Origin of the sequence: Paraburkholderia sp. SECH2 (genome assembly GCF_030464795.1) — a bacterium.
GTDB classification, from domain to species: Bacteria; Pseudomonadota; Gammaproteobacteria; order Burkholderiales; family Burkholderiaceae; genus Paraburkholderia; species Paraburkholderia aspalathi.
This window is the reverse complement of record NZ_JALPRH010000030.1, coordinates 73,859-90,532: the sequence shown is the minus strand read 5'-3', so window position 1 is coordinate 90,532 and position 16,674 is coordinate 73,859. Positions and strand designations below refer to the sequence as shown.

Sequence of the window (16,674 nt, the reverse complement as noted above, 5' to 3'; positions counted from 1 at the left end):
CAAAGAAAGTAAGTGCCGCCCCGCACAGGGGCAACGCTAATAAACCACTAACAATGCAAGGAAAGGCACCAAAGCCAGATCAAGGAAAGGCCAAAGCGCCCGCCGCCGCCATAGCATGCCGCGCCTGCACCAACGAGGTCCGCGCCGCCCGCGCATCGACGGCGACTTGAATCAGCGCCGCAAGCTGCGAAGGCTGCCGCAAAAGCTCCCGCAAAATCGGCCCTAACGCAGTAGTCCCATCATCCCGCAGGCCAGCAGTCGCAGCAGCCGGCAACGTCCGCCAGGCCGGATCAACAACCGCACGACAAACCGCAAACGGAACCCCATGCGCGGCAGCCGTCGCCCCAGCAATATGCGACTCCATATCAACAGCCAAAGCACCCGTCGAACGATGCAGTAACCGCTTGTCATCAGCGCTGACCAAAGGCGCGGTCACAGCCGCCATCACCCCACGCCGCAAGCGCGCCGCGAGCGGCCCCGTTGCCAACGCAGCGGCAAACCTGTCAGCCCATGAGCGATCAGTTTCGAGCCGCCCGAACGGCCCCTCAACGGCCTCACCGACGATCAACGTGCCCGGCTCCAGATCGGGCGCCAACCCACCTGCCGTACCAAAGCTGACGATCCCGGAGCAGCCGCGCGCAACCGCCGCACTCAACGCCCGCTCCAGCAGATCGGCGCGAGCCGCATAGACCACCTCGACGCCCTTGCCGCGCGCGATGCGCGCTTCGAACGCCATACCCGTCACCACGATCACCGGCAAGGTGTTGCGGCCGGCGTCGGCTGACAGCGTTGTTGAAAACGCCATCCGTTACATCCCGACCGCGACGCGCGTCAGCCCGTTGCGTTTCAGATGACGGAAACGCGCCAGCGCCCACAACGGGAAGAACTTGCGATAGCCGTGGTAGCGCAGATAGAACACGCGCGGGAAGCCGGTCGCCGTGAAGCGCGTTTCGTCCCACAAGCCGTGCTCGCGCTGTTCGCGCTGCAAATACTCGACGCCGCGCGCCACCGCCTCGTGATTCACCTCGCCCGCCGCCATCAGGCCCATCAGCGCCCATGCGGTTTGCGAAGCCGTGCTCGGGGCACGCTCATAGCCGTGATAGTCGAGCTTGTAGCTCTCGCCACCCTCGCCCCAGCCGCCATCTTCGTTCTGGATCGACAGAAGCCACTGCGCGCCGCGTTTCATGCGCGGATCGTCGTGCGGCAGGCCCGCGGCGTTCAGCGAACACAGCGCGGTCCAGGTGCCGTAGATATAGTTCAGGCCCCAGCGGCCGTACCAGCTGCCATCCGATTCCTGTTCCTTCAGCATGTAATCGAACGCGCGCTGCGCCGGTTCACTGCCCTGCGGAAATTCGCCGAGTTGCGCAAGCATCGACAGGCAGCGGCCGGACACGTCCGCGGTCGGCGGATCGAGCAAGGCGCCGTGATCGGAGAAGGGAATGTTGTTCAGGTAGTACTGCGTGTTTTCCGGTTCGAACGCGCCCCAGCCGCCGTCGCTGCTCTGCATGCCGACCACCCATTCGCGCGCCCGCGCAATGGCTTCGCGGTCGACATCCGATTGCGTCAGCGCCGCCGAGCGTTGCATCGCCATCGCTACCACCGCCGTATCGTCGACGTCCGGATAGTGCGCGTTGTTGTACTGGAACGCCCAGCCGCCAGGACGCACGTTCGCGCGGCGCGAGATCCAGTCGCCGCGCACATCGAGAATCTGCAGCGGACGCAGCCAGGCGAGCCCGCGTTCAGCCGCCTGTTCGGCATGCGCTTCGCCGGTCTCGAGCAGCGCATGCGCCACGAGCGAGGTGTCCCACACCGGCGACAGACACGGCTGGCAATATGCTTCGTCATCCTTGATGACGAGCAGCTTTTCGATCGACTGACGGGCGATCGCGCGGTTCGGATGATCGGCCGGATAGCCGAGCACGTCGTACATCATCACCGAGTTGGCCATCGCCGGAAAAATCGCGCCGAGGCCGTCTTCGCCGTTCAGCCGTTCATCGACGAAGCGCACCGCCTCGCGCACTGAACGCTCACGCGTCGCCTTCGGGAACAGGCCGTCGACCATGCGCAGCATCACGTCCACGCCGCGGAAAAACCGGAACCAGCCGAGATGCTGATGCGGCGCCCGATCACGCATGCCGGTATTGACCGGTGCGCCGCGGAACAGCTCGTCGATCCGCACACGGCGCGGATTGCGCGCCACGGGCCGCTTCGCGTTCAGCACCAGCAGCGGCACGATCACGGTACGCGCCCAGTACGACACCTTCGACAAATGGAACGGGAACCACTGCGGCAGCAGCATGATTTCCACGGGCATCATCGGCACGGCACGCCACGACACCACGCCGAACAGCGCAAGCAGAATCCGCGTGAACACGTTCACCGTTTCCGCGCCGCCGTTCGCCAGAATCGCTTCGCGCGCACGGACCATGTGGTCCGCGTCCGGCGAGTCGCCGATCATCTTCAGTGCGAAGTACGCCTTGACGCTCGCGCTGATGTCGAGCGCGCCGTCGGTGAAGAGCGGCCAGCCGCCGTCCGCCAGCTGGATGCGCCGCAGATAGCGGCCAATCTTCTGCTCCAGTTCCACGTTCGGCGTTTCGCCGAGATAGTGAACCAGCAGCACGTATTCAGCGGGAATCGTTGCATCGGCTTCGAGTTCGTAGACCCAGTGACCGTCCGGTTTCTGCGCGCCGAGGATCGCGTCGGTGGCGCGCGTGATCGCGGCGTCGAGCGACGGCGCGTACGCTTGCGGCGCGGCATCAGGCGCGGCGCCCGACACCGCGCTTGGCACATTCAGCGCCGCATCGGCGATTTCAGGCAGGACGGCGTCCAGCGGCTGGGCTTGAGATAAGTCGTTCATCGGCGTTCCATCGGTTGATTCAGCAGCGTGTCCGCGGCCTTCTGGCCGGAGCGGATCGCCCCTTCAATCGTCGCGGGCAGGCCGGTGGCCGTCCAGTCGCCCGCGAGCATCAAATTGTTCCAGCGAGTGCGCGTGCCGGGGCGCAGCATTTCCTGATCCGGCAAGGCGGCAAACGTCGCGCGTTTTTCCACCACGACCTGCCAGGCGGGCATCGGCTCGGCCGGCACGTTGGCAGCCTGAGCCACTTCGGCCCAGATGGTTTTCGCCAGCGCTTCATGCGGTGTGTCGAGCAGGCGCTCCGCGGCGTTGACCGTGGCCGACATGCGGCCCTCGAAGGCAAACAGCCAATCGGCCGTCGCATTCAGCAGCCCCGTGATCGGCGCCATGCCGAACGGCGGCTCGACCGCGAAATGCACGTTAAGGGTCTCGGTGAAGCGATTCGGCGAGCGCAAGCCGGGCACGAGCGTCTGCGCGATGTCCGGCGGCACCGCGAGCACTACGGCCTGGTTGGCTTCGATCGCGATGCTTTCGTCCGCGAAATTCAGTGCCGAGATGCGGGCGGGGCCGGCGCCGCTGTCGGCAAACACGATGTCGGTCAGACGCGACCCGAGCCGGATTGCCGCGCCGCCGTGCTGCAACAGACGCAGCGCCGGGTCGACAAACGCGCTGCCCAAACCGTTTTTCGCCACCAGAGGCCGGCACGCCAGACCACCGGCGACCAGCGTCTCCCTGACCATCGCGGCCGTGAGCTCCGCCGACGCTTCACGCGGCTCGACATTGAGCATCGCGAGAAACAGCGGCCGCAGCAGACGATCCCACAGCGGGCCATTGCAGCGCATGGTTTGCGCCACACTGCGCCCGGGTTTGGCGAACAGCAGCGGCACGAGCGCCAGATAGTCGCTCGGTCCGGTGTTCGGCACGCGCGCGTTCGGGTCGAAGATCCACCAGGGCAGGCGGCCCGGCGACATGCGCACGGTCCAGCGCGCCCGCGTCGCCAGATCCATGAACGGATATTCGGGCTGGGACGGGCCGACCAGCTCGTCGGCGGCGCCGATCGCGCGTACAAAGTTGAGCGTGGCGTAATTGCCCGACAACACCATGTGATTGCCACTGTCGATGGTGGCGCCGAGCTTGGGATCGTAATACGACCGGCAACGGCCCCCTGCCTGTGGCGCAGCCTCATGAAGCACGACTTGTGCGCCGCGCCGCTGCAATTGCACCGCTGCGGCCAGGCCGGCGAGGCCGGCGCCGATCACATGGATGAGCTTCGGCATCAGCTCAGAAGAGCGCGTAACGCGCCACGATCCACAGCATGCGCAGTTTCGGCTTGCTGACCTTCGTACGCGGAATGTCGAAGCCGCGCTCGAGCGTGCGTTCGAGCAGCACGCGATAAACGCCCGACATGATGCGCGGTGCGCGTACGTGGCTGCGCGGCTCGCGGTCCATGATTGCGTCGGAAGCGGCGAAATGCTCCTTGGCGCGCTCGGCGAGCGTCGCGCAGACGCGCGGCAACGACGGATCGTCGGCGATCTGGGCCGGGCTCGTCACGGCAATGCCTTCGCGCGCCAGCAATTCGTGCGGGAGGTAGCAGCGGTTGATGCCGGCGTCTTCGTCGATATCGCGCAGGATGTTGGTCAGTTGCAGCGCGCGGCCCAGATGGTGCGCCAGCAAACGGCCCGGCTCCTCCTGCATCCCGAATATCCTCACCGATAGACGGCCCGCCGCACTCGCGACGCGGTCGCAGTACAGGTCGAGCGTGGCTTCATCGGGCGCGCAGATGTCGGCGGCGGCATCCATCGCCATGCCGTCGATCATTGCGTAAAAATCTTCGCGTTGCAGGTGAAACGTATGAATGTGCCGCGTCAGCGCGCGCAAGGAAGCGCGCGGTGAGCCGGCGTAGCACGCGTCGATGTCGGCGCGCCAGCGCTCGAGCGCGGCGGCGCGTTCGGCGCGCGGCTTGTCGCTGTCGGCGATATCGTCGACAGCGCGGCAGAAAGCGTAGACCTGATACATCGCGTCGCGCTGCGCGGCCGGCAGGATGCGCATTGCGAGATAGAACGAGCTGCCGGACGTAGCGGCAGCGGCGTCGATTTCTGTATCGTCCACGACAAGATTGGAAACAGCCAAGACGATCTCCGCTGGAGGCGCCCGCTGAAAGGCGTTCAAGAAATTTGGTGGTTACTGCAAGGCATGCGCCCCGCGCGCGCGGACACGCGCGAAACACCCGGCAGGGATGCCGGAAACGGCGAAAAGTATAACAACCTTTGTGAGATGCCGCAGTTTAGGGGTGAATAAGGGGCCGGAAGACGGATGTGGCGCTTCGCGAGAAACGCTCAGGTAAACGCCACCGAGCGATTGCGCCCCTGCCGCTTGGCGCTATACAGCGCAGCGTCGGCTTCATTGATGAGCACGTCGTACGCTGGCACGCCAAGGCGCGCTGCCGCGCCACCGACGCTCGCCGTCACCGGCACGCTTGTGCCTTGCACGTCGACCGGCGTGTCGGCGATCGTGCAGCGGATTTTCTCCGCGACCCGCATGGCGTCTTCCAGCGGTGTACACGGCAACAGCAAGGCAAACTCCTCGCCACCGAAACGCCCGAAGGTATCCTGCGCCCGCACCACCTCGGCGACCCGTTGCGCCATCACGCGCAACACCGTATCGCCCACGCCGTGGCCGAACTGGTCGTTGATTTTCTTGAAGTGATCGAGATCGAACAGCAGCACGGACATCTCGCCGCCGTAGCGCTGCCAGCGCGTGAATTCGTCGCGCAGGCGCGCTTCGAAGTAACGCCGGTTGGCGATGCCGGTCAGGCCGTCACGGTCCGCGTATTCCTGCAGCTTGGCGACCGCCTCTTCACGCTCGCGCTGCACGATGCTGACATGCGTGACGTCGGAGATGGTCACGCACACGGCCACCACTTCGCGATCGCGCGTGAGCGGCATGAAGGTGCAGTCCTGCTGCATGAAGTCGACGCCGCCGGTAATCGGCCGGTCGTGATCGAACTTGAAGAGATACGGGCGCTGCTCCCACGAACTGAACGCGAAACTGCCGAGCTGGAACACGCTTTCGATCTTGCGCGACAGCCACACGCGCGGCAATTCCGGAAAGTGCGTGAAGAGCGATTTGCCGACCACCTGCTCCGGCGTCAAGCCGCTGTGATCCTGCATGAAGCGATTCCACATCAGCACGGTCATATTGCGATCGAGCACGAAGATGCCGAAACCGACACGTTCGACCACCAGATCGCTCAACGACTCCGCGGACACATTCATAGGCTGGACAACAGCTCGTCGAGCGCCTCGTTCATATGGCGGATCGACTCTTCGGCCATCAGCATCACAAGGTGCGCGCGAAAACTCTGGTCCTCGAGCGCGAAATTGACTTCCACCAGCAGCGCGACTTCCCACTGCAACACGCCGGGCTGGAACACTTCGTCGAGCGTCATCGCCTCACCGAGCAGGCCTGGCGCTGAGAAGACCGGCGTGCGGCCGAGCTGGTCGAGGATGCACGAGACACACGCGCCCGTCAGCACGTTCGCGACGTCGAACACGAGTTCCTGCTGGCTCACCGCCTCATAGCTCGAGCGCGAATAGGGATCGCTCACGAGCGAACACAACTGGTCGACGCTGTCGCTGCGGCAGATCACCAGCGCTTCGCCCTTGATATCGGAGCGAAAGCCCTGGCGCACCGCGCTCACCGTGTCCTCGATTCCGGTCATCTCGCGCAGCGCCTGTGCCGCCTCGCTCACCGCCACCACCTTCACGCGCGGCACCGATAATTCGATGAACGCATCGAGCAGGCTCGCGAGACGCGTCGCGGCCTGGCCCATCGCCAGATTGGCGACCTCTTGCAGCGCGTCGCGCTGGTCTTCGGTGAGGACTGGCTCAGACATACAACCCGTACTCCTTGAGGATGGGTAGTACCGCCTCGGGCGTCACGGGCTTGGCGATGAAAGCGACGGCGCCGAGCGCGCGCACGCGCGACTGTGCCATCGGCTGGACATCGGCGGAGACGACTATGACGAAGGTGTTCAGATCCTCATGCTGCAATGCTTCCAGCACCTGATAGCCGGTCATGTCCGGCATCGTCAGGTCGAGAAACATCACCGACGCTTTGCCTTCGCGATACAGGCCGAGCGCTTCGCGCCCGTTCGTCGCGTAGGACACGTCGACATCCCAGTCCGGCGGCAGTGCCTTGGTGAGCACCTTGCGGGCAAGCAATGAATCGTCGGCGATCACAATGGGCAAAGGCATGGGCGGGTCGGTAAGCGGAATTAGCTCTTGCGCGTTAACGGCGGGTAGAGGTGATTTCTTTAGCGTGCGGCCTGTCGACCGGCGCTCAAACGGGCCGAAGCTTGCGAGAATGAAGCTTGCAAACGAGCGGGGTGCGCGCACAGCGAGGCGCGTGTGACGGAAGCCGTGGGCGCGCATGGATGCGCGCGGGCACGGTGGACGACGGCTATGACCGGCATGTTCGAGCCTACCCCGTAGATGAATCCGCGCGGCTCCACGGATCGGGCTGGTCCCTTGCCGCGCGGCTGTTTCCGCGAGCGCCTTCGGTCACGCGTTGTGCGCGTTGCCTGGCGGTCCTCGTGGCAGATGCATCCGAACATGGCGGACGCATTATTTGTGATGACATCGATTTTCGAAGCAAATTGGCGGAAAGGCAACTCGCCAATTTCGCTTTGATTAAAGAGATTTTCCCATTAAATGCTATTTTTGAAAATATTTCGGTAGATTTCAGAGTCTTTCTTTTACATTTATACTTTTGTGTACGTTTGCGCTGCTCGATTTGTCACTGATTCAAACGGCCGACAAATCGGGGGCCGACCATTTGTCACAGTAACTAGTACGGCTGCTGCATGTCTATGCTTTTCGTATGACGCCGATTCCCGGCCTTTTCGTCCAGAACGACCTTAGCGTTACCGACCATGACATCAGAACGGTTCGACCCGCCTGAAGCGAGCCGCCCTCCCCCTAGCCGCCAGGACGAGGCGCGGTTTCCGGCCGTACCGGAACAGAATTTCCACGTCCGGCGCATCACGCTGATCGCGCTGCTTATCGCAGCCATCGTGCTGCCGTGCGTGTACGTCGCCGCGATGGCGTTCAGCGATCTGCGCGCGCGCATGGCCGACGCGACCGACGTGACGCTGCGCACCGTGCGCGTGGCCGAAGAACACGCGCTGAAAGTGTTCGACATGAACGAGACGCTCGACTCGCGCATTGTCGATCTGACGCAAGGTCTGGACGACAACGGCATTCGCGCTCAGGAAGGCGAGATTCACGAGAAGCTGCGCACTATGGGCGGCGGCTATCCTCAGGTGGCGGCCGTCTCGATCTTCGGCCGTGAGGGGGATCTGCTCGCCACCAGCCGTTTCTATCCCGCGCCGGAGTTGTCGATTGCCGACCGCGACGATTTCACCGGCATTCGCGACGGCAAGGGTCTGGAGCATGTCTCGAAGGTCATGACGGGACATGTCGTGGGCGAACAGGTGTTCAACACGGGCGTGGAGCGGCAAGCAGCCGACGGCTCATTTGCTGGCGTCGTCTCGGTCGCACTGCGGCCCAGCTATTTCGACGCGTTCTACCGGGAACTGCTCGGCGGCAGCGACAGCACGCCGATGATCATGAGCCTCGTGCGCACCGACGGCGCGATCCTCGCACACTATCCGCGCCGCCCGCGCGAGCCGCAGGCTACGGCGCCGCATTCGCCACTGGCCGAAGCGCTGGCGCAAGGGCGGCGAGCCGGCGTCGTACGTATGCACTCCGACATCGACGACGACAACGTAATCCTCGCGTTCCGGCGCATCGGCGCCTATCCGGTCTACGCGTTGTGCGGCTATCGCACCTCGGCGATCTGGGCCGCGTGGTATCGGCACCTGAGCGTGCTGATCCTGTCGATGTTCACGCCGTCTATCGTGCTGTGGTGCGTGATCTGGCTGTCGCTGCGGCGCCTCGGCGCCGAGGAGGAGGCGTGGGAGCGCTGGCAGGCCGAAGCCTCGATGCGCCGCTCGATCGAATCCGCGTATCGCCAGTCGCGCAAGATGGAGGCGCTCGGCAATCTGGTCGGCAGTGTGGCGCACGATTTCAACAATCTGCTGATGATCGTTTCTGCCAACGTGCAGATCGCCCGGCGGCGCGGCGCGCCGGGGCTCGACCGCGAATTGTCGGCGATGGAGCGGGCGCTCAAGGGTGGCCAGTCGCTCACCCGGCAATTGCTCGGCGTCGCGCGCAAGCAGCCGTTGCGCAACGAGACGCTGGCGCTCGAGCGTTGGCTGCCGGCGTGCCGCGAACTGCTGCGCGCATCGCTCGGCGCGAAGATTTCGCTGGTGATGGATATCGGCGTCGATATCTGGCCCATGCGTGTCGACGTCGCCGAGCTCGAACTGGCGCTGATCAACATCGCGGTGAACGCGCGCGACGCCATGCCCAACGGCGGCCGCTTCACGGTTCGAGCCGCCAATATCAACTTCCGCCACCAGGACGGCTTTCCGCTGACCGGCGATTTCGTGCAACTGTCGCTTGAAGATACCGGTGGCGGCATGCCGCCTGAAGTGCTCGCGCGCGCCTTCGAACCGCTTTTCACCACGAAGCCGAAAGGCATGGGCACCGGTCTCGGACTGCCGCAGGTTTTCGCCTTCTGCGAGCGCTCCGGCGGCCTTGCCGCGATCGACAGCGCAATCGGCGCGGGCACCTCGGTGCGCCTCTATCTGCCGCGCGCCACAGCCGCCCCCGAAGCCGAACTGCCGGCCGAAACGGGTGTCGAGGAAAGCGGCGCGCCGCACGGCTTGCGCATCCTGCTGGTCGAGGACAATGACGAAGTCGCCGCCGGCACCGAGGCCCTGTTGCAGATGATGGGCCACCAGGTGACGTGTGTATTCAACGCCGATACCGCGCTTTGCCTGTTCGACGACGCCCACGCGAGGCAGGCGCGCACCGGCGAGCCGCTGCCGTTCGACCTGGTGCTGTCGGACATCCACATGCCCGGCACGATGAACGGCATCGACCTGGCCGAAGCCGTACAGGCTTTCGACACCCGGCTGCCGGTCATTCTGGTCACCGGCTACGCGGAAGAACTCGACCGGGCGCGGCATGTGAACGTGCGGGTGCTGTCGAAACCCTTCGATATCGCCTTGCTGGAAGAACTCCTGCAAGCGATCCAGCGCGAACTGGCGCAAACGGGCGCCGATCCGGCTGCGGCGGCCCATCCGGCCGACTAACGCTGCTTTTTCAGCATCGCCGCCAATTACCGGCGGTTGTAAAAGCGCGGCAGCGGAATGCCGCAGTTTCTATGCGAACACATGGCGCAAGCGGCCAGCAGCGGGCGTGCGGACACGCCGTGCCGCCCCGGCATGATCGTTGCGATGTTTTTAGGGAAGGAGGCCGACGCGTTCTTGCGCCGTTCGATCCACCTAAAACCGCCGGGAGACAGCCATGCGACATACCGTGATTGGTTTATTCGACACCTATTCTCAAGCCGAGGCCGCGCGCGACACGCTTGTACAGACCGGTTTTGCACGCGAAACGATCGAGTTGCAGGCGAATCCGGAACCCTCCGTCGGCTCTGCAACCGACGAGGTCGCCGGTTCCGGCGTGCTCGCCAATATCGAGCGTTTTCTTTCGAGCCTGTTTGCGAGCGGCCCTCGCGCGCCGGACACGGCTCGCTACGCGGAAGCCGTGCGCCGCGGCGCCGTGCTGGTCTGCGTGAGCGCAGCCAGCGAATCGCATGCAGAACTCGCTCGCAATACCTTGACGAGGCTGGGTGCGACCGACATCGGCGAGCGTTCGCCCGACTGGGACACGCCGGCTGAATCGAGCCGCGATCATTCAATACTCGACGAACTCGGCATTGGCGCGGTGACGCCAGGCACGCCGCATACATCGAGCGCGACGACGCCGGGCGTAGCAACGCCGGCTTCAGCCACGCGGCCTGCAACCCCGGCTGATCCGCTCTATCCGCCGCCGCTCATGGGCACCGACGCCGAGCCGTTCGTCCCGCCGCCGCGGGCTGAGCGGCCGATGCGCGACCCCGTGAGCGAGCCGGTCATCGACCCGCTGGTGGGCGATGCGGGACGTACCGCGATTGCTGCAGGTTCGATGCCGGGTTCGGGCGCGATCCTGCAGCCGTCGGACGTCGTCTCCGAAGCCGGGCAGCCGACCGCGGGTTTAGGTAGCCAGATGCCGAACGAGTACCTGGAATACGAAGAGGATTTCCGTACGCACTACGACGAGCAATACGCGGCCGAGAACGCGCGCTATGAGGACTACGTGCCGGCCTATCGCTACGGCGCGGAGATCGGTCAGGACGCGCGTTTTCGCGACCGGGCATGGGACGACGTCGAGCCGGAAGCCCGTCGCCATTGGGAAACCACCTCGCCCGACAGCACGTGGGAGCGCTTCAAGCTGGCCGTGCGTCATGGTTGGGAACGGGTGACGGGACACCATCACGTCTAAACGGGGGAGCGGCAACGCCGGCGTGCCGTGAAGTTACGGCGACGCCGGCGTTTTCCGTCTGAGTTAGATGCTGTGATTTGGCCCGAATTGGCCCCGAATTGACCGTCAGGCAGCGGTCTGACGTTTGACCCATGCAACGTAACGGTCGACGAAGGTCTGCAAAAACTTGCGGGTGCCGTCGTTCACGATCTCGCCTTTCTCGTTGATCGCCGCCGGGTCGTGCTTGATGAACACTTCAGGCTGGCCAAGCGTGGCGACATCGAGGTACGCCAGTACATTGCGCAGATGCTGTTGCGCGAGCGCCGTGCCGGTCGCCCCGAGCGAGGTGCCGAGCACCGCGCCGGGCTTGTTGCCCCATGAATTGGTGCCCCAGGGCCGCGAGCCCCAGTCGAGTGCGTTCTTCAGGACGCCTGGCATGGAGCGGTTGTACTCGGGGGTGACGAACAGCAGGCCATCTGCGGCTTCAACGCGCTTCTTCAGGTGTTTGGCGACTTCGGGATAGTCGGCGTCATAGTCCTGACTATAGAGCGGCAAGGAGCCGATATCGATGAACTCGAAGGTAAAGTCCGCGGGCGCGAGAGAAATCACGGCCTGCGCCAGTTGGCGGTTGAACGACTCGCGGCGCAGGCTGCCGACGACCACTGCGATGTGATGGGCCATAGTTCGCTTCCTCGAGGTTAGGCGCTTGACGCGCTAAAGGGTACGAACTGTCCATCATAGGCAATAAGCCGGGCGGTACGGCAAGGGCGCGCACAAAAAACGCCGACTTCTGGTTACGCGGTCCAGACCTCGAAAGTGGCGACCGGTGGATAACCCGGTAGCGACAAAAGTTATCCACAGATTCACTGAATAACCTTGTGGATAACTGGTACTTTTGCCTTGTCAATCAAGCATGCTTTCGGCCTAGGACGATTTGAGGCAACTCGACGTTCTTCGCTGTCATTCCGGGACAGCGATGTCGCCATCCACAAGCTGCCAGCCGTACGTCTCGGCAAACACCTGAGCCGCATCCGCATTTTCGAAAAACGGCATGTCCGCGTGGCCCTGGAAGGGATAGATCACGCGCTCGTCGCTTAACCGGATTACTTTCAGCGTCGGCACCGTCCCGCTGGAGGTTCGACGCGACGACACGGCGACCTGATAGTTTGCGCGGCCCGTCAACGGCGTGGAATTCGCGCCCTGCGAGCGCCTGGAAATGTGGCTTGCCATCGGTGCGCGCATCAGAGTCCGGCGATCGACTCGCCGGCAACCATGCCGTCGATCACCCGCTCCGCGTAACTTGCTGATGCAATGCGTGCGTCGCCAGCCGCGCCAAACGGAGAACGGCTCGGCACGCGAAATACACGGCTGCTGGTCAAGGTGTCGTCGGTGCCGCGCCGGCAGATTCGCACCGCGGCGTCGAAGCCCGAATCGTAGTGGCGAACGCCATCGGCAGAACGCGGCTGGTGCGGATAAACCAGTGGATAAATCTCAAGGCCCCGGTAGCTTCTGATCGTATTGTTCATGGTAGTCGTCTCCGGTAAAGGATCTCGCTTGAAACGTGTGGCTGTGTGTTGGGCATGACGCCGGGCGAGTCGCGGCGTTTCAGCAAACAGGTGCTGGTCGGCGACGATGCGCGTCTGGAGCGGCGTCTGTAAGGCCACGTCGGCGACACCGTCGAACGAAGTAGAAGGAAAGGACCCCGTTCGGTTCAGGGCGCTGTGATGAGAGGCTGATGCCTGAGGGACTGCGCAGGGCGCGCAGGAGAACTGCAAGCTGTTGGCTCACTGTAACACGTTAGAAGAGTGAGCATTAGGCGCATTTGCGCGCCAGGCGCGGGTGTTGCTTCGGAGTGCCGGGTATTGCGTACCGCTTTCTGTTTCTCGACGCTTGCACACCGGAGAAAGGGAGTCGCAGCCCTGTTCTGCAGACGCTTCATACGTGCGTCAAACGTGCGGGATTAAATGCAAAAAGGGCGCCTTTATCGGCGCCCTTTCTTGATTTCGAGAACCCGTTTCGTCAGCAGACTTGTGCCGGACCGGTGTCCGGCCGCGTCCGCCAGACGATTAGTTGCCGAAGAACACGTTGCAATACGATGCCGGGCCGCTGCATTGAGCCGGTGCAGCAGCTTGAGCTGCGCCCGAAGCAGCAGCAAACAGGGCGACGGAAGCGATCAGGGCGGTAAGAATGCGTTTCATGGTGCTACTCCTCTTCGGCATTTAGTTCGCGATCTGGGGCGATCGATGGAGTGGAGAATAGCGATTCAGCGTCCGCCTAAAAATACCGAAGACAAGAAGATGTTTTTTCAAATAATGAAATAATCCGGGGGCGTATTTGCGGCGAGCTTGAAACGTGTGTCACTGCACGCCTCGCCCATGCGCCTGAAGTTACGGTGGCGCCGGCGCGGCCTTGATTTCATTTTTCGCAATAATATTTTTGCTGTCATAAAGCCTGTTGCGGCACGACTAAGGTCATCTGGTCTTCGCTTGCTGGCGGGCATATGTTCAATACCAATTCGCTTGCGCCGGAACGTGCGGGAGAATGGCGCCCATGTCCGGGAACCGCGCGAGGAAATCCACCCGTCTATGAACCACAACGATTCAGAAGAAAACGCGCGGCAACCGCAGGCGCGGCGATGGAGCCTGCCATGGCGCAAGTAAGCGGGCCGGCGCTCGATGATCCCGTTTATCTGACGCAATTGCGGCGCGACCTGTTGCGCTTCGCCCGTTTGCAACTGCGCGATGCCGCTGCCGCCGAAGACGCCGTCCAGGAGGCTCTGGCCGCCGCCTGGACACAAGCCGACCGGTTTGCCGCGCAATCGGAGCACAAGACGTGGGTGTTCGGCATCCTGCGGCACAAGCTCATCGACACCTTGCGCGCCCGGCAGCGCACGGTGAATCTGTCGGCGCTCGAATCCGAAATCGACGGCGAGACGCTGCTCGATCGTGAACTCTTCAAGGACAACGGCCACTGGTCACGCGAGAGCAAGCCGCAACCATGGCCGACGCCGGAAACCGCGCTGCGTCAGCAGCAATTCTGGACTTTGTTCGAGATGTGTCTGGAACACCTGCCCGAGCACATCGGGCGCGTGTTCATGATGCGCGAATTTCTCGATCTCGAAACCGAAGCGATCTGCGCCGAACTGCAGATGACCGCCAACCACTGCAGCGTGCTGATCTACCGCGCGCGGCTGCGCTTGCGCACTTGCCTGAGCGAAAAGGGCCTATCCAGAGAGGATGCGAATGGGGAAGTGTAAGCACATCACGCGGCTATTATCAGACGCGCTCGACCGCCGTTTGACGACCGGCGAATGGGTCGCGATCCGGCTGCATCTGCCGACTTGCAGCGGCTGCCGCAATTACCGCAAACAGATCCGTCTGCTACGCGTGGCGGCGCGCACGGTGAGTGGGGTTGCGACGCCGGGCGCGGGTGGTGGTGAGGATTGAAGGGGCGTTTGCCAGCACTTGTTAGCGCTCGCCGGGCGGCGTGTTCCGGTAGCGCTCGAAGAAGCTTGCGTGCGCCGCTTCGTCGATGGAAACGGGATGTGCTTCGGTACGGGCCGGATGTTTGGCCAGCTGCGCGCGCGTGCGGATCGGCCGATGCTGGAAATTTCCGCCGCAGTTCGGACACACGTTGCGCAGCGTGCTGAGCGCACACACTTCGCAGAAAGTGCATTCGTACGTGCAGATCATCGCGTCGGGCGCGTTCGGCGGCAGTGATTTGCCGCATCCTTCGCAGGACGGTCTCAGTTCAAGCATGGTGGCTCCGGGTCGGCAGGAAAGCGAAGCGCGGGACTGCGCCTCGTCTGTGTCGAAGCAGTGTAAGTGGATCGGGCCATGTGGAATTGACAGCCAGGCGTCAATTCCTGCCACCGCTTGCGATCCTTGGGCCAGGCTCAGGTCAACACGGTCCACAATGCGAACGTCAAGACGAGGCCGACGACGGATACGATCGTCTGCAGCACAGACCAGACCATCACCGTCTGCTTCAATTGCAAACCGAAGTACTCGCGCACCATCCAGAAACCGGCATCGTTCACGTGGCAGAAGAACACGGAACCTGCGCCGATCGCGAGCGCCATCAGCGAATTGTGCGTCGCGCTGAGGCCCGCGACGACCGGCGCGACGATACCGGCGGTCGTGGTGGTCGCAACCGTCGCGGAGCCGGTCGCCTGCCGCAGCGCGACAGCGATCAGCCACGCCAGCAGAATCAGCGGCATGTGCGCGCCGACCGCGATCTTGCCGATCGTCGTGCTGATGCCGGCCACCACCAGCGCCTGCTTGAGGCCACCGCCGGCACCGATGGTCAGCAGCAGCGCCGCGATCGGCGGCAAGCTCTTGCGCAGAATGCCGCCGACCCGGTCGCGTGCCATGCCGCGCGACCAGCCCAGCGCCACCACTGCGAATAGCACGGTGAGGCCGAGCGCGACCAACGGCTCACCCAGGAAATTGAGCGCATCGAACAGGAAGGTCTCGGGTTGAAGCAGAAGTTTGGCAACCGTGCGGCCCAGCATCAACACGACCGGCAACAGGATCGTGATGAGCGAGATCGCGAAACTCGGCGGCTCGCCGGTGCTTTGTTCCGCGGTGAACAGCTTGCCCATTTCTTCCGGCTCGACCACGTGCATCCGCTTCGACAACCAGATGCCGTAGACCGGTCCCGCCAGAATGACCGCCGGAATGGCAACGATCAGGCCGAGACCGAGCGTCAGACCGAGATCGGCATGCAGTGCGCTCACGGCGATCAGTGGACCTGGGTGCGGTGGCAACAGGGCGTGCAATGTGGTCATGCCGGCGAGCGCGGGAATCGCAATCCGCAGGATCGGCTGCTGCGAACGGCGCGCCATCACGAAGATGATCGGCACCATCATCACCAGGCCGACTTCAAAGAAGAGCGGCAGGCCGACGATGATCGCCACCAGCGCCATCATCCACGGCAGCGTACGTGGCGTGGAATGTTTGAGGATGGTTGAGACGAGCCGGTCAGCGGCGCCCGATTCGGCCATAAGCGCGCCGAGCATCGCCCCGAGCGCGATGATGATGCCGACGTCGCCGAGCAACGCACCTGCGCCTTTACTGAATGCGCTGGCTACTGCCTCCAGCGGCAAACCAGCCGAAAAGCCCGCCGCGAACGTGCCGACCAGAATCGACAGAAACGGTGCGAGCTTCAGCACGCTGATGAATACGATGATCAGTGCGAGCCCGAGCACGCACGACAAAATCAGTTGAGTGTCGTGGGATGACCACGGCGCGAGTGTTGTCGTCAGATGCACGATGTCCCTTTTCCGATTGACGCAGCCGCGACTGCGCGCGGATGACGGATTGTAGCGGGGCAAGGTGACTTGACGCAGTCAGACACGCAGAGCGGGACCGCTGGGGTGTCCCG

General features: G+C 63.6%; 18 protein-coding genes. 5 read left to right on the top strand and 13 right to left on the bottom strand.

Going from position 1 to position 16,674, the window contains the following annotated elements; genetic code table 11:
* Positions 1–79: 79 nt before the first annotated feature.
* The 7 genes from M0D66_RS33015 to M0D66_RS32985 all read right to left on the bottom strand — a co-directional run bounded on the left by M0D66_RS33015 (position 80) and on the right by M0D66_RS32985 (position 7,110).
* Positions 80–805, bottom strand: coding sequence for a phosphorylase (locus M0D66_RS33015; protein WP_093634321.1), 726 nt, complete (start codon positions 803–805; stop codon positions 80–82).
* A 3-nt stretch (positions 806–808) separates the two neighbouring features.
* Complete coding sequence (gene shc, locus M0D66_RS33010; RefSeq protein ID WP_211706777.1) at positions 809–2,857, bottom strand: squalene--hopene cyclase; 2,049 nt, start codon at positions 2,855–2,857, stop codon at positions 809–811.
* Positions 2,854–4,131, bottom strand: a complete 1,278-nt coding sequence (gene hpnE / locus M0D66_RS33005) for a hydroxysqualene dehydroxylase HpnE (protein ID WP_211706778.1) — start codon at positions 4,129–4,131, stop codon at positions 2,854–2,856. Before hpnE ends, shc begins: the two co-directional genes overlap by 4 nt.
* Positions 4,132–4,135: 4 nt before the next feature.
* Positions 4,136–4,984 (bottom strand): presqualene diphosphate synthase HpnD, encoded by an 849-nt coding sequence (gene hpnD, locus M0D66_RS33000; RefSeq protein ID WP_093634324.1) that lies wholly within the window; start codon positions 4,982–4,984, stop codon positions 4,136–4,138.
* 206 nt (positions 4,985–5,190) lie between these two features.
* Complete coding sequence (locus M0D66_RS32995; RefSeq protein ID WP_054034186.1) at positions 5,191–6,129, bottom strand: diguanylate cyclase; 939 nt, start codon at positions 6,127–6,129, stop codon at positions 5,191–5,193.
* Complete coding sequence (locus M0D66_RS32990; RefSeq protein WP_211706779.1) at positions 6,126–6,749, bottom strand: chemotaxis protein CheC; 624 nt, start codon at positions 6,747–6,749, stop codon at positions 6,126–6,128. Before M0D66_RS32990 ends, M0D66_RS32995 begins: the two co-directional genes overlap by 4 nt.
* The gene (locus M0D66_RS32985) at positions 6,742–7,110 is read right to left on the bottom strand and encodes a response regulator (RefSeq protein ID WP_093634326.1); all 369 of its coding nucleotides are present in this window, start codon (positions 7,108–7,110) and stop codon (positions 6,742–6,744) included. The genes M0D66_RS32990 and M0D66_RS32985 overlap by 8 nt, the downstream gene beginning before the upstream one ends.
* Before the next feature lie 194 nt (positions 7,111–7,304).
* Between M0D66_RS32985 and M0D66_RS32980 the strand changes: the two genes are divergently transcribed.
* The 3 genes from M0D66_RS32980 (at position 7,305) to M0D66_RS32970 (ending at position 11,310) form a co-directional block, all read left to right on the top strand.
* Positions 7,305–7,658, top strand: a complete 354-nt coding sequence (locus tag M0D66_RS32980) for a hypothetical protein (protein WP_200651462.1) — start codon at positions 7,305–7,307, stop codon at positions 7,656–7,658.
* A gap of 129 nt (positions 7,659–7,787) precedes the next feature.
* On the top strand, positions 7,788–10,076 hold the full coding sequence (locus tag M0D66_RS32975; RefSeq protein ID WP_093634328.1) for a hybrid sensor histidine kinase/response regulator: 2,289 nt from the start codon (positions 7,788–7,790) through the stop codon (positions 10,074–10,076).
* Between the two features lie 214 nt (positions 10,077–10,290).
* Positions 10,291–11,310, top strand: coding sequence for a hypothetical protein (locus tag M0D66_RS32970; RefSeq protein WP_211706780.1), 1,020 nt, complete (start codon positions 10,291–10,293; stop codon positions 11,308–11,310).
* Between the two features lie 105 nt (positions 11,311–11,415).
* Here the strand turns inward: M0D66_RS32970 and M0D66_RS32965 are convergent, their stop codons facing one another.
* The 4 genes from M0D66_RS32965 to M0D66_RS32950 form a co-directional block, all read right to left on the bottom strand.
* Positions 11,416–11,970 (bottom strand): NADPH-dependent FMN reductase, encoded by a 555-nt coding sequence (locus M0D66_RS32965; RefSeq protein ID WP_093634330.1) that lies wholly within the window; start codon positions 11,968–11,970, stop codon positions 11,416–11,418.
* Positions 11,971–12,249: 279 nt separating this feature from the next.
* Positions 12,250–12,519 (bottom strand): DUF6723 family protein, encoded by a 270-nt coding sequence (locus M0D66_RS32960; RefSeq protein ID WP_234475619.1) that lies wholly within the window; start codon positions 12,517–12,519, stop codon positions 12,250–12,252.
* An 11-nt stretch (positions 12,520–12,530) separates the two neighbouring features.
* Entirely contained in the window at positions 12,531–12,815 is a 285-nt protein-coding gene (locus tag M0D66_RS32955; RefSeq protein WP_093634332.1) for a hypothetical protein, read from the bottom strand.
* 540 nt (positions 12,816–13,355) lie between these two features.
* Complete coding sequence (locus tag M0D66_RS32950) at positions 13,356–13,487, bottom strand: hypothetical protein (RefSeq protein ID WP_257021004.1); 132 nt, start codon at positions 13,485–13,487, stop codon at positions 13,356–13,358.
* A 449-nt stretch (positions 13,488–13,936) separates the two neighbouring features.
* On the opposite strand from M0D66_RS32950, the gene M0D66_RS32945 reads away from it, so the two are divergent.
* Together M0D66_RS32945 and M0D66_RS32940 are read left to right on the top strand one after the other, a co-directional pair.
* Positions 13,937–14,545: an RNA polymerase factor sigma-70 gene (locus M0D66_RS32945; RefSeq protein WP_054034290.1), complete on the top strand. Its 609-nt coding sequence runs from the start codon at positions 13,937–13,939 to the stop codon at positions 14,543–14,545.
* On the top strand, positions 14,532–14,735 hold the full coding sequence (locus M0D66_RS32940; RefSeq protein WP_211706781.1) for a zf-HC2 domain-containing protein: 204 nt from the start codon (positions 14,532–14,534) through the stop codon (positions 14,733–14,735). The genes M0D66_RS32945 and M0D66_RS32940 overlap by 14 nt, the downstream gene beginning before the upstream one ends.
* A 21-nt stretch (positions 14,736–14,756) precedes the next feature.
* Here the strand turns inward: M0D66_RS32940 and M0D66_RS32935 are convergent, their stop codons facing one another.
* Entirely contained in the window at positions 14,757–15,047 is a 291-nt protein-coding gene (locus tag M0D66_RS32935; RefSeq protein ID WP_154566444.1) for a DUF1272 domain-containing protein, read from the bottom strand.
* Between the two features lie 137 nt (positions 15,048–15,184).
* Entirely contained in the window at positions 15,185–16,561 is a 1,377-nt protein-coding gene (locus tag M0D66_RS32930; RefSeq protein WP_093634335.1) for a gluconate:H+ symporter, read from the bottom strand.
* Between the last annotated feature and the right edge of the window lie 113 nt (positions 16,562–16,674).